Here is a 13695-nt window from a genome sequence, read left to right on the forward strand (position 1 = left end):
GATTTTTACAGGAGAAGATATATTTTATGAGGAAAATAATGTTAAATGGCCAGTGGGAGCTGGCAGAAGCAGGAAATGACAGATTATGTGAGGTACAGGTTCCGGGATCTGTGCTTTCCGGGCTCTATGGTGCCGGGAAGATCGAAGATCCTTTTTACCGGACAAATGAGGATGTGACAAGGGAACTGTTCCGGAAGGATTATGAATTCAGCAGAATATTTGTGGCTGCAGAGGATATCCTGAAAGAAGAAAAAATAATACTGGTCTGTGAGGGGCTGGATACTCTTGCAGATATTTATATCAATGGGCAAAAAGCCGGATCTGCAGATAACATGCATCGTACCTGGAAGCTGGATGTGAAAGAATTTCTTCATTCCGGGGAGAATCAGATCCGGATCGTATTCCGGTCGGTATTCAAGTATATCGAAGCTTATGAGTATGAAGATAATAAAGAGATCCACTATGTTCCCTGCGGTGGAATGAAAGGAAACCAGCTGATCCGGAAGGCTCATTGTATGTTTGGATGGGACTGGGGCCCCCAGACCATTGATGCCGGGATTTTTCGGGATATTTATCTGGAAGCATACAGTCATCCGAGAATTGAGGATGTGAAGATCACACAGGTGCATGGGGATAATGCTGTGGATGTGTGTACAACTGTGGCTGTAAGCGGAGATGCTGTGGATAAGTGTCAGGTGAGGGTGACGATCCAGGAGGATGCAGAGAGCGTCTGTGGACATAGAACAGGTGCTAACGACCGAAAAACGGAAGCCCATGTATGCAAAGTGGGGGAGACTGTATCAGCGAATAATAATCCAGCAGTGCTGACATCTTCGATCCACAACCCGAAGCTCTGGTGGCCAAACGGCTACGGCGATCAGCCGTTATATAAAGTTCAGGTGGAACTTCTGGACGAGTATGGCACAGTTCTGGAAACCATAACGAAGCGCATCGGTCTCCGTACCCTTACCATCAGCCAGGAAAAAGATCTCTGGGGAAAAGAGTTCGCGTTCTGTGTCAATGGCGTGAAAATTTTTGCCATGGGGGGAAATTATATTCCGGAGGACTGCATCTATTCCAGGATCACACCGGAGGTCCAGAAGTATCTTCTGGAATCCTGCAAACGTGCCAATTTTAACTGTGTCCGTGTGTGGGGCGGCGGTTATTATCCTTCGGATCATTTCTATGATCTTTGTGATGAGATGGGACTGATCGTATGGCAGGATCTGATGTTCGCATGTAATGTTTATGATCTTACAGAAGAATTTGAAGATAATATCACGAAGGAGATCACGGAAAATGTAAAACGTCTCCGTCATCATGCATCCCTTGGCCTGTGGTGCGGAAACAATGAGATGGAGTCTGCCTGGGATCACTGGCCGGAGGTACAGAGTGAGTCGAAATATCTCCGTGCGGACTACATAAAAATGTTTGAGTATGTGATTCCGAAAGCAGTGAGGGCGGCAGACAGCGAGACCTTTTTCTGGCAGTCTTCCCCAAGCTCCGGAGGCTGCTTTGATGATCCGGACGATGAGAACAGAGGAGACTGTCACTACTGGGATGTATGGCATGGTCAGAAGCCTTTTACAGATTATCAGAAGCATTATTTTCGTTTTTGCTCGGAGTTTGGCTTCCAGTCTTTTCCGTGCCTGAAAACTGTGGAGAGCTTTACGGAAGAGAAAGACAGGAATATTTTTTCCAGGGTGATGGAGAACCACCAGAAAAATCCTGCAGCTAACGGAAAGATCCTGTATTATCTTTCCGAGAATTTCCGTTATCCGGAGAATTTCCGCAAGCTTCTCTATGTGAGCCAGATCCTTCAGGGAATGGCCATGAAGTATGGAGTAGACCACTGGAGACGTCACAGAGGCCGCTGTATGGGTACCCTTTACTGGCAGATCAATGACAACTGGCCGGTGGCATCCTGGGCAAGTATCGACTACTTTGGCCGTTGGAAGGCACTTCATTATATGGCAAAAAAATTCTATGGGCTACAGGCGGTGAGTATGTGCATGGATGGGGATATCATGCAGGTGTATCTGGAAAATGAAAGTATGGACGCACAGTCATATCAGGTTGCCTTTTATGTGAAAAATATGGAATGCGAGATTCTTGAGAAGCTTACCGGAACGGGCACTGTGGGTGTGCAGGAGTCCGCTCCGATCCTGGCGGTGGATGTTTCCGGATGGGAAGACAAGAAGTATGAGATCTTTCTTGAGGCGGAAGTGACACTTGCTGGCGGAGATGTGCTCTGTGATGTGGAGACCCTTGTTCCGTATAAATATCTGGAGTTGGATAAACCGGAGATCACTGCCGAGGTGGAGGAGCAAGGTGATGCATTTGTGATCCATTTAAAAAGCAGCTGCTTCAGTCCGTTTACAGCTATTGGATTTACTGATGCGGATGTTACTCTGGAGGATAATTTTTTCCATATGACAGATGGAGAGGAAATGTGTGTCCGGCTTGATAAGAAAGATATCCGAAATGGAGAGATTCTGGATGCAGCGGATCTGACACAGCAGATGGAGATCCTGACGCTGGCATAGAAAGCTTTTAAATAAAAAAGACGCGGCCTTTTATCGGAGGATAAAAAGGTTCGCGTCTTTTTTTATATGATATTAGGGGATCATCATGGGTTTGCGCGTGTTTACATTTGATTACGATATTTGGGATCAGAATTCGTAATTTTTATGTCTTTTGAAGAAATCCTTAGTTTCCTTTACAACCACACCGCTCAGGGCAAGAAGAGCGATCAGGTTCGGGAATGCCATCAGGGCATTGAAGATATCTGCGATGTTCCATACAGCTGCTACAGTCATATATGGTCCGATGAATACGCAGATGATGTACAGCCAGCGGTATGTTGTAACTGCGGCTTTGTTTCTGTTGAACAGGTATTCCAGACATCTTTCACCGTAGTAATCCCATCCAAGGATTGTTGTGAATGCAAAGAATACCAGGCACAGCATCAGTGAGAAGGATGCTACAAACGGCGGGAAAGGAAGACCTTTCTGGAAAGCAGCTGTTGTGATGGCAACACCCTCAAGACCTGTGTTCCATGTCTCTGTGATGACGATGGAAAGACCTGTCATGGTACAGATAACGATAGTATCAATGAATGTACCTGTCATGGATACAAGACCCTGACGTACCGGCTCCTTTGTCTGAGCTGCAGCGGCTGCGATCGGGGCACTACCAAGACCGGACTCATTGGAGAAGATACCGCGGGCGATACCCTTCTGCATAGCTACGACCATGGTTCCCATTGCGCCACCTGCAAGTGCACTTCCTGTGAAAGCAGATTTTACGATAGTTACGATCGCTGTAGGTACTGCAGTGATGTTTGTGATCACGATGATCAGTGCCAGTGCAACATAGAGAACTGCCATAAACGGTACAACGACCTGGGATACCTTTGCGATTCTCTGGATTCCGCCGAGAACGACAAGTCCTACACATACGGTAAGTATCAGACATGCAACTACAGTTGCCCAGGAATATGTATTTCCGAAAAGTGCTACTGTGTGTGCTTTATCCGGGTCAAAGAAATTGGTAACTGCAGATGAGATACCGTTTACCTGTGTAAAGGTTCCGATACCGAAAAGTCCCACACCTGCTCCGAAAAATGCGAAGATCTTGGCAAGCCATCTCCACTGTTTTCCCATACCGTTTTCGATGTAGTAGAAAGGTCCGCCGAGAACGTGGCCTTCTTTGTCAATGGTACGGTACTTGATCGCCAGAAGTCCTTCTGCGTATTTGGTTGCCATTCCGAAGAATGCGGCTACGATCATCCAGAAAAGTGCTCCTGGTCCGCCGGCTGCGATAGCAGTTGCGACACCTACGATATTTCCGGTTCCGATGGTTGCTGAAAGTGCAGTACACAGAGCTCCGAAGCTTGTGACCTCACCATCGCCGCCTTCTTCATTTTTTACCATGAATTTCAGTGCCTTTCCGAGGTGCCTTACCTGTAAAAGACCTAACCGAGTGGTTAACAGAATTCCTGTGAACAGGATCAGAATGATCAGCGGAAGTCCCCAAACGACTCCGTCAAACCATGTGATAAAGTTGTTGATTTGTGTAAACATTACTCTTTCCTCCATCCTTTTGCCTGAGAGATTTACAGCATTTTGTGTGCTGCGTACACCTTCGGCGCTCTTCCCTTTTGATTTGAAGAGACTCTCCTGAGTTTTTTTATTTTTGAATGATGCCAGGACCTTTTGTGTGCGGTGGTGGCGGTCATTCGTTTTGTGTAGAAAAACACTGTAACACAGAGTATCACATGAATTGATGGATTTCAATGGTTTTTTAAAAAAAATTGCATTTATTAGAAAAATTAATCGACATATAATTGGAAGTTTTGGGATTTACTTTTCTATCAGCGGATGTTCTTTGTAATACATGCGGGTGAAATGCAGAAATGTCAGCATATCGCCGCTGATATATTTGCTTTTTTTCCATACCATGCCGATTTTTATGCGGACAGGTGGATTGAGCGGGATACCGGTAACATTGGAGGTGGAAAAGTTATCGGTCATGCTGGAGTAGAGAAAGCAGCCATATTTTCCGGTTTTTACAAATTGTAGGGTGGTGTAGATCTGGCTGCTCCGCATAACGATATTGGGTGTGTGGCCATCCATCTCAAAACGCATTTTCAGGATCTGATTCTGGACGGAGTCAGCATTGAAAAAGATCAGCTGCTCTTTCGCCATATCTTTTGTTGTGACTGATTTTTTTTCTGCCAGCCTGTGGTCGTTGCTCACACAGAAAACCACTTGGTCGTTGGCCAGGACGGTGTTGTGAAATTTATCTATATTATACTGTTCCATATTGACCAAAGCTACATCCAGGGTGTCATCCTGTACCAGATTGCAGGCACGGACAGATCCGTATTCTTCCAGTACTACGGCAATTTCCGGGTGCTTTTCGTGAAACGCCGTAAGCAGCTCCGGAAAAAATACGGTACTCAACATGGGAGGGATCCCGATGCGAAGAGGGGGCTTTATCCTGGACATGCTGGAGTAATCGGCCTGAAGCTCATTACAATATTGAAGGATATAGGTAGCTTTTTTGTAGAAGGACTCTCCCTCCTGGGTCAGACTCAGCTGATTTCCTTTTCTGGAAAAAAGACTGATCCCGAATTCAATCTCCAGATCGCGGATAGCCATGGAAATGGTGGGCTGGGTCACATATAATTCTTCGGCTGCCTTTGTGATGCTGTGGCAGCGGCTGGCTGTGCAGAAATAGCGTAGTTGATTCAGTGTCATGATAAACCTTCTCTCGATGTATTGTCAGATTAAATTTTTTAGTAAAGTTTTTCATTTCCGTCCGGAAAAGATGTGACAGAGTATTTGGGTGTCTACATAAAAATAGCATAGAAATATAATATTTGCCAGATTCATTTGTTAAGATGCTGCTTTTATGTTAGTAATGCACAAAAATTATCATTAAAAACTGATACTATAAATATTTTTTATGCGGATATATGTTTCATTAATTTGTTTTTTTATATGTACATCGGTTATAATGGAACCATCAAAAGAAACGTGTACGGCCTATACTTTTCAGGAAAAAACCAAATGGAAGGAGAGTACAGAAATGTCTCAGACAACTATCACATTGCTGTTTCTTGTGTTCACCATTATCAGTTTCATCCTTGAAAAAATTCCTCTTGGTCTGACGGCTTCGATCTGTGCGATCGGCCTGACCCTTACAGGAGTTGTGGATGCAACAACAACATTTTCACAGTATGTAAACAGTAACGTAATCCTTTGCGTTGGCATGTTTGTAGTAGGCCAGGCATTGTTTGAAACAGGAATGGCAAACAAGATCGGAGGCCTGGTCACAAAATTTGCCAGAACAGAAAAAACACTGATCATTGCGATCATGGTAATCGTAGGTGTAATGTCCGGGTTCTTATCCAACACAGGTACCGCAGCAGTGCTGATCCCGGTCGTCTGTGGAATCGCCGATGAGTCCGGGTATTCCAGAAGCCGTCTTCTGATGCCATTGGTATTTGCGGCAGCTCTTGGCGGAAACCTTTCCATTATCGGTGCGCCGGGAAACCTGATGGGTGTGAATGCACTTCAGGAGATGGGGCTTTCCACAAGCTTCTTTATGTATGCGCCGGTTGGAGTTCCGATGCTTGTTCTTGGAATCCTCTATTTTGTTTTTATCGGATATCGTTTCCTTCCCAATGGAAACCATGCGGCCGGGGAAGCGCTTGAAGATCAGCAGGATTTCAGCCATGTACCGAAGTGGAAACAGACGGTTTCTCTGGTAGTTCTGATCCTTGTGATCCTTGCAATGATCTTTGAAAAAGAGATCGGTATCAGCATTGAGGTTTCTGCATGTATCGGAGCGATCCTCCTGGTTCTGACAGGAGTTATTTCCGAGAAAGACGCACTGAATTCCATTGACCTGAAGGTTGTATTTCTTTTCGGCGGTTCTCTGACACTTGCAAAAGCATTGGATACAACCGGAGCCGGAGAACTGATCGCAGATAAGATCGTAGGACTTCTTGGAGCAGATCCGAGTCCGATCCTTCTTCTTCTGGTGATTTTTATTGTAACCTGTGTGCTGACAAATTTCATGTCAAATACAGCAACCACAGCACTGATGATTCCAATTGCGGTATCTCTTGCAAACAACCTCGGAGCAGATCCGAGAGCCGTTGTTATCGCAACTGTTATCGCAGGTTCCTGTGCATATGCAACACCGATCGGTATGCCGGCAAACACCATGGTAGTCGGTCTTGGAGGATACAAATTCAAGGACTATGTGAAATCCAGTCTGCCGCTGATCCTGGTATCCTTTGTGATCTGTATGATCCTGTTACCGATCCTGTTTCCGTTCTATCCGTAAGGAGAGAAACTTTTGAGTTACTGTTCACTTTGTGACCAGCAACACTTTTGATCAATTAAGTTCATTCCCTCCTGTACTGATCATACAGTACAGGGGAAGTGATAAATAAGCCAAAAAGCCATCTTAACCATTAATCAGCCAAAATTAATGATGAAACAACCAACAAAAACCTATGTAACTAAAAAACATTAAACCATCGAACCATATCAGGAGGTAAATCATGACTAAGGAAAATGGAGTTAAAGTATTAACAGACATGGTAGCAGATTTTGTTGCCCATATTGGAAAAAAATTACCGGATGACGTAGTTAATAAACTTGAAGAGCTTGGTTCACAGGAAACAGCTGCACTTCCAAAGGTTCTTTATGAGACAATGACAAAGAACCAGGGTCTTGCTGTAGAGCTGAACCGTCCAAGCTGTCAGGATACAGGTGTTCTTCAGTTCTGGCTGAAATGCGGAACAAATTTCCCGTATATCAATGAGCTGGAAGCACTTCTGAAAGATGCTGTTGTTCAGGCTACTTTTGCAGCACCGTTAAGACATAATTCCGTTGAGACTTTTGATGAGTACAACACAAAGAAAAACGTTGGTAAAGGAACCCCGACTGTATGGTGGGATATTGTTCCTAACAGCGATAAATGTGAGATCTACGCATATATGGCAGGCGGCGGATGTACCCTTCCGGGAAAAGCAATGGTTCTGATGCCGGGGGCAGGATATGAAGGTATTACAGATTTCGTTCTTGATCAGATGACAACCTACGGACTGAATGCGTGTCCTCCACTTCTTGTTGGTGTTGGTGTAGGAACATCTGTAGAGACAGCTGCTCTGAACTCCAAGAAAGCGCTGATGCGTCCGATCGGTTCTCACAACGATAACGCAAACGCAGCAAAAATGGAGAAGCTTCTCGAGGATGGTATCAATGCCATCGGCCTTGGACCGCAGGGTATGGGCGGAAAGTATTCTGTAATGGGTGTTAACATTGAGAATACTGCACGACATCCATCTACCATCGGTGTTGCAGTAAATGTTGGATGCTGGTCTCACCGTCGTGGACATTTGGTTGTAAATCCGGATCTTACAGTAACCTGTGATACTCATTCCACATGGAAATTTAATGCTTAATATAAACGGAGGGAAAAATCATGATCGAAATCAGAGGAGATAAAAAAGTTCTTATTACACCTATAAGCGCAGAAGACCTGGCTGATATCAAAATCGGCGATATTGTATGGCTGGACGGAGATCTGATGACCTGCCGTGACGTTGCTCACCGTCGTCTGGTTGAGTATGGAAGAGAGCTTCCGTATGATATCCGCAACAAAGCGATTTTCCATGCCGGCCCGATCGTTCGTAAGATCGAGGGTACAGAGGATGATTATGAAATGGTTTCTGTAGGACCGACAACTTCCATGCGTATGGAGAAGTTCGAGTATGAGTTTACAAAACTGACTGGTGTCAGAGTGATCGTTGGTAAAGGTGGTATGGGCCCGAATACGGAGCGTGCTTGTAAAGAGTTCGGTGCTATCCACTGTGTTTTCCCGGCTGGATGTGCAGTTGTGGCTGCTACAGAGGTTGAGAAGATTGTTGAGCATCACTGGGATGAGCTTGGTATGCCTGAGACTTTATGGTGCAACAAGGTTAAAGAATTTGGGCCGCTGATCGTATCTATCGATGCACAAGGACGTAACCTGTTTGAGGAGAACAAGGTTGTATTTAATGAGCGTAAAGAGGCTGCCAAGCAGGCAATTTATCCTGAGGTTAAGTTCATTAAATAATATTGGATATTGAAAAAATTTTTCGGGATATCTGAAATAACGAGGCTCTGCCATGAGAGCTTCGGGATTGACTGGTGATTGTGAAATTGAATTAACAGCGTGATATGAAAAAGAGAGATGTCCGGCAGATCATATAATGTGGTCTGCAGGATGTCTTTTTTTGTTGTTTCTTGGAGCTTTTGTGTTTTACAGGGGTGAGGTGGTGTGATAGAATATAAGCGTTGCAGCAGGCTGGTTATTAAGGTATTATCTGGTATGGATCTTGCGCAGTGAAGGTGGATCGTGGATATCTGCCTGACAATATTTTCAGAGAGGATGAGGTATAAGGTTTATGGGGGATTTTTTGAAGAACATTAACTGGAAGCATGTTCTGATCATGTGTATCGGAAATGTTTTTGCAGGTATGGGGATTGGAATTTTCAAGCTTGCCGGGCTCGGAACGGATCCGTTCAGTGGAATGAATATGGCGGTTGCGGATATGATTGGTATGGCGTATGGTAATTTCCAGCTGATTGTAAATATTGTGCTGCTGATCATTGAGATTGCTTTTGGCAGAAGGTTCCTTGGGATCGGTACGGTTGTGAATGCGGTTTGTCTGGCTTATATTACTACTTTCTTTTATAATATTTATACTGGTGTTTTTGGATTGGAGCTTGTGGCGCTGCCGGTACGTTTGGTGGCACTGTGTGTGGGTGTTGTGATCTGTTGTCTGGGACTGTCGATGTATCAGATGCCGGATGAGGGGGTTGCGCCTTATGATAGTCTTTCGCTGATCATGACAGAGAGATGGCCGAAGATTCCTTATTTCTGGCACAGGATGTCTAATGATGTGCTTTGTGCGCTGATCTGTTATCTGACTGGTGGTGTTGTGGGTATTGGTACACTGGTGACGGCTTTTGGGCTGGGACCGGTGATCCATTTCTTTAATAGGGTTTTTACCGGGAAGCTGCTTGCCTGGGTTGATGGTGAGTGAGTTTGTAGTTGTATGGGTTGAGCTGAACTGGCTGCGGGATGTGGCTGGTTCGGCTTTTTTTGGTGAAAAGGGACGCCCGTGAGGCGTGTGCTGCCTGCCGCCGGGGCTTCGTCGGGGGCTGGCTTCTAGGCTGCCGGGAATCAGCTCCCCTCCTGCAGAGTCCGGCGACAGGCAGCACACGCCTCACGGGCTGGCTTTTCAGGGCGGTAGGGTAGTGTGGCTGCTAGGGAGTTGGATGAGCTATCAGTGCTACGCTGGATAGCTGGGAGGAAAGGCTGATTTTGCAGTAAGTGGCCGAAAAAAATTACCGATGCGAATATCCACTTGACTGGATCTCTTTACCTTGACATCTTCCGTGAGAGTATGCACAATAAAGGTATCATAAATTTGCCAGACAGAGATAAAATATGAAACAAGAGTAATAAACATGCAGAATATTTTCATCGTAGAAGACATGCCAGATCAGGATCATCCGGTAAGAAGGATGAAACCGCAGGAAAGGAGAACACTATGAAAAAGAAGCTTCTGAAAAAATTAATGGTCCTTGCGCTGTCTGCAGTAACTGCTTTCAGTGCGGTACCGGTGGCAACGGTAACAGCAGCAGGTAATCCTTATCCTACAACACAGGATGTGGATCGAGATGGCTTATACGAGATCCCCTGCACACGCTTTGCATGGCAGTGCGTGTATGACAGACAGGGAATCGCATTGCCTGCATGGGGAAATGCGGTAGGCTGGTGGCAAAATGCTATCAATCAGGGCTATGCAGTAGGAAATGAGCCTGTTCCCGGTTCTATTGCTGTATGGAGCGGAGATTATTACGGACATGTTGCTTATGTAACAGCTAATCTTGGAAACAACAGATTTACGGTAGATGAGGGAGGAAGAACGGACAAAGATCAGACATCCTCTCATGGAGTTGCATATGGATATACACTGACCAATGCAGTCGGAGGAAGGCGCCCTTATGATTCCAACAAGGTGTTGCTTGGCTTTATCTATCCGGGCGTTCGTGTACCGGGCAAGCCATATGTGAGCGTGAATCCGGGAAAAGCGAATCAGACCACAACGTTTTCCTGGAATGCAACAAGCTATGCCAGATATTATGATGTATATGTGTATAAAGCAGGAGAATCCAATCCGATGCGAGTTCAGTATGGAGTGAATGGAACAAGCTGGTCCTGCACATTGCCGGCGGGGAATTACAGGGTAGCGGTGGCATCTGTGAATCATGCACAGTATGCATATACATTTTCGGATTCTGTGAATTTCACTGTCCAGGCAGCTCCGGTCACACATACACATAGCTATCAGAGAGTAACAGTAAAGGCAACCACCACTGCCAACGGATATACACAGGAGCAGTGCAGATGCGGAAGTATACAGAATAAACAGATCATCTATTATCCGAAAAAAATACAGCTTTCCAGAACAAGCTATACTTATAATGGAAAAGTAAAAAAGCCAACGGTAAAGGTTACAGACAGCAACAACAGGGTGATCAGTGCAGACAACTATACAGTTACCTATTCTGCCGGAAGAAAATATGTTGGAACTTATCGGGTAACAGTTCGGTTTAAAGGCAATTACTCGGGAACCGTTACAAAAACCTTTAAGATCACCGGAAAAGCTCATAAACACAGCTACAAAAAACAGGTGAAGAAAGCAACTACATCCAGGAACGGATATGTGCAGTATCTTTGCTCCTGCGGTGCAGTGACCGGAAAGAAAACCATCTATTATCCGAAGACAATAAAGCTTTCTGCCACAAGCTATACATATGACGGAAAAGTAAAAACACCGAAGGTAAAAGTAACCGGTGCGAATAAAAAAACCATCAGTTCCGGCAATTACAAGGTGACATATTCCCGTGGAAGAAAAAATGTTGGTACTTATAAGGTAACGGTGAAGTTTAAGGGGAATTACAGCGGAACCGTAACAAAGACCTTTAAGATCAAGGCGAAACCTAAAAACTGGGTTTATGTGGATACGCTTCCAAAGAATATCACTTCCGATAAATATATGATCCAGTATAAACACACCTATCAGAAAACAACCTCCAGCTATGTCAACGATGGTGGTGTTTATGAGTCTGTAAGACCACTGGAGACATCTGCTTCCAGACAACTGGTGGGCTATTATTACTATCATTTCTGCGGACCGAATACCGGACAGAATGTAAACTTCGCACAGACGGGCCCTTATGTACATTTTGACAGTGTAGCAGCCAGTCAGGTAACCGTAGCTGCTTCCGGCGCAGATGGAGATGACCCGAGCATTACCTATTATTTGCTGAACTGGAATGGAAACGGCAGCCGGGTATGGTGCTCCAGCGGAACTACCTGTAACGGCGCCTACGGAAGCCACGGAGCCAGAGGCCAGGCCTGGTACCGCATGAACCAGTACCAGAACAAAAAACTCCAGACTCAGACCACAACCTCCGAAAGTGATTGGACAACCGGTAAAGACAGCACAGCAGTAAAAACCGTTTACCGTTATAAAGCAAAATAGATCATAGATCAGTCATAAATCACAGTCATAAATCAGAAACTCCCTCATGTATCAGAAAAAACTGATATGTGAGGGAGTTTTTTTGCAGAAGGATATTTGTAGTCTGCGCCGTATCTGGTTGATTGCCATAAAATATTGTGTCGAAATACAGAGAAACAACAGGAAGGAAAAATCTTGGATGAAAGATAAAAATATGATATTCTATAAGTATCTTATAAGACTTATTCTAGCCGTATGGCATTCACAGATGTTTCAGATCTGAAACGGAATTTCCATTTTTTATCAGACAAGGAGAAGATTAATTGAATACGAAATTAAAGGCTTATTTTCCAATGATAAGAACCCGCGAGGAGATTTTGCGGGACATTCAGCAGAACATAAATCTGACAGAGAGATTTTATAGCTGGAAAGAAGAACAGAGAGAGGAATTTATGGATTTCTGTACGGGAGTGAAGGGGGTGAAAATGCTGTATGATGCATTTTTTAAGGAAATTATGAATCCGGAAACAGTACCGGAAAGATTAGAGGATTTTCTTGAAGTATTGCTTCAGAGAAAGGTGAAAATTATCGAAGTTTTACCAGGAGATTCTACAAGACTGGCAGATGAGCAGTCTCTTTTGATCATGGATATTCTGGTACGATTTGATGATGGTTCATATTGTAACGTGGAAGTGCAAAAAATAGGTTACGCTTTTCCTGGGGAAAGATGCGCATGTTATTCTTCTGATCTATTATTAAGGCAATATAAAAATGCCCGAAGTACCAGAAAAGAGAAGTTTTCCTATAAGGATATAAAAAGTGTATATACAATTGTACTGATTGATAAAAGTACAGGAGATTTTCATAAATATAAAGATAGATACTGCCATATTTTTCAACAGAGATCAGATACAGGATTGGAACTTAATCTGCTTCAGAAATATGTATTTCTTCCGCTTGACATCTTTCGTGAGAATATGCACAATAAAGGTATCACAGATAAACTGGATGCATGGCTGGCATTTTTGAGTATGGATTCTCCGGAAGTAATCGTGAAATTAATAAAAAAATATCCGGAGTTTACGGTCATGTACGAGCACATATATAATATATGCCGGAATGTGGAAGGGATGATGGAAATGTATTCAGAGGAATTAAAGATTCTTGACAGAAACACAGTGAAGTATATGGTTGATCAGATGCAGGAGCAGATTGATAATCAAAAGGAGAAAATTGCAGCTCAGGAAAAAGAAATTCAGATGTTAAAAAGAAAGCTTGAAGAACAGAAATAAAATATAAGATCAGAAACTCCCTCATGTATCAGAAAAACTGATATGTGAGGGAGTTTTTTTGCTTAAAAAACGGCTTATTTATTTAGGTTATAGTTGGTAAATTTTCACAGAGCACAATACTCTGTTTCTATAAAAATACCATAAATTTTTTGGAAATTCAAGGCGTAAGTTCCTGAAAACCGGCTTTTTTATCGTGGTTTTTCACCATATTTTACGGATAATATAGGGCGCAAATATTGCGGTGTCCGAAAAAGGACACTATTCGCCGTCAGTGTCATCGTCAGAGGATAAAAGACCGGC

At 44.0% G+C, this 13695-nt stretch carries 9 protein-coding genes and 1 riboswitch; of the genes, 7 read left to right on the forward strand and 2 right to left on the reverse strand.

What is annotated here, in order from left to right; translation table 11 throughout:
- The first annotated feature begins 26 nt into the window (after positions 1–26).
- Complete coding sequence (locus DW694_RS05080; protein ID WP_118752631.1) at positions 27–2546, forward strand: glycoside hydrolase family 2 protein; 2520 nt, start codon at positions 27–29, stop codon at positions 2544–2546.
- 126 nt (positions 2547–2672) lie between these two features.
- Here DW694_RS05080 and DW694_RS05085 read toward each other — a convergent pair whose 3' ends face one another.
- Both DW694_RS05085 and DW694_RS05090 read right to left on the reverse strand, forming a co-directional pair.
- A complete protein-coding gene (locus DW694_RS05085) occupies positions 2673–4085 on the reverse strand; it encodes an alanine/glycine:cation symporter family protein (RefSeq protein WP_173722238.1) in 1413 nt (470 codons plus the stop codon).
- A 1-nt stretch (position 4086) separates the two neighbouring features.
- A riboswitch (glycine riboswitch) is annotated at positions 4087–4194 on the reverse strand.
- A 170-nt stretch (positions 4195–4364) separates the two neighbouring features.
- Positions 4365–5264 carry a LysR family transcriptional regulator gene (locus DW694_RS05090; protein WP_022427019.1) on the reverse strand — a complete coding sequence of 300 codons (900 nt, stop codon included), beginning with the start codon at positions 5262–5264 and terminating at the stop codon, positions 4365–4367.
- A gap of 331 nt (positions 5265–5595) precedes the next feature.
- Between DW694_RS05090 and DW694_RS05095 the strand changes: the two genes are divergently transcribed.
- From DW694_RS05095 to DW694_RS05125, 6 genes are all read left to right on the forward strand, one after another.
- Positions 5596–6861, forward strand: a complete 1266-nt coding sequence (locus tag DW694_RS05095; RefSeq protein WP_118752632.1) for an SLC13 family permease — start codon at positions 5596–5598, stop codon at positions 6859–6861.
- A 220-nt stretch (positions 6862–7081) separates the two neighbouring features.
- The gene (gene ttdA, locus DW694_RS05100; protein ID WP_021651209.1) at positions 7082–7987 is read left to right on the forward strand and encodes a L(+)-tartrate dehydratase subunit alpha; all 906 of its coding nucleotides are present in this window, start codon (positions 7082–7084) and stop codon (positions 7985–7987) included.
- A 20-nt stretch (positions 7988–8007) separates the two neighbouring features.
- Complete coding sequence (gene ttdB, locus DW694_RS05105) at positions 8008–8640, forward strand: L(+)-tartrate dehydratase subunit beta (RefSeq protein WP_021977663.1); 633 nt, start codon at positions 8008–8010, stop codon at positions 8638–8640.
- A 331-nt stretch (positions 8641–8971) separates the two neighbouring features.
- Positions 8972–9613: a Predicted membrane protein gene (locus DW694_RS05110; RefSeq protein WP_015526420.1), complete on the forward strand. Its 642-nt coding sequence runs from the start codon at positions 8972–8974 to the stop codon at positions 9611–9613.
- 510 nt (positions 9614–10123) lie between these two features.
- Entirely contained in the window at positions 10124–12124 is a 2001-nt protein-coding gene (locus DW694_RS16855; protein WP_161206357.1) for a CHAP domain-containing protein, read from the forward strand.
- Positions 12125–12426: 302 nt separating this feature from the next.
- Positions 12427–13395, forward strand: coding sequence for a PD-(D/E)XK nuclease family transposase (locus DW694_RS05125; RefSeq protein ID WP_118752633.1), 969 nt, complete (start codon positions 12427–12429; stop codon positions 13393–13395).
- Positions 13396–13695: the final 300 nt, after the last annotated feature.

Origin of the sequence: Ruminococcus sp. AM26-12LB (assembly GCF_003480785.1) — a bacterium.
GTDB lineage: Bacteria > Bacillota > Clostridia > Lachnospirales > Lachnospiraceae > Blautia_A > Blautia_A fusiformis.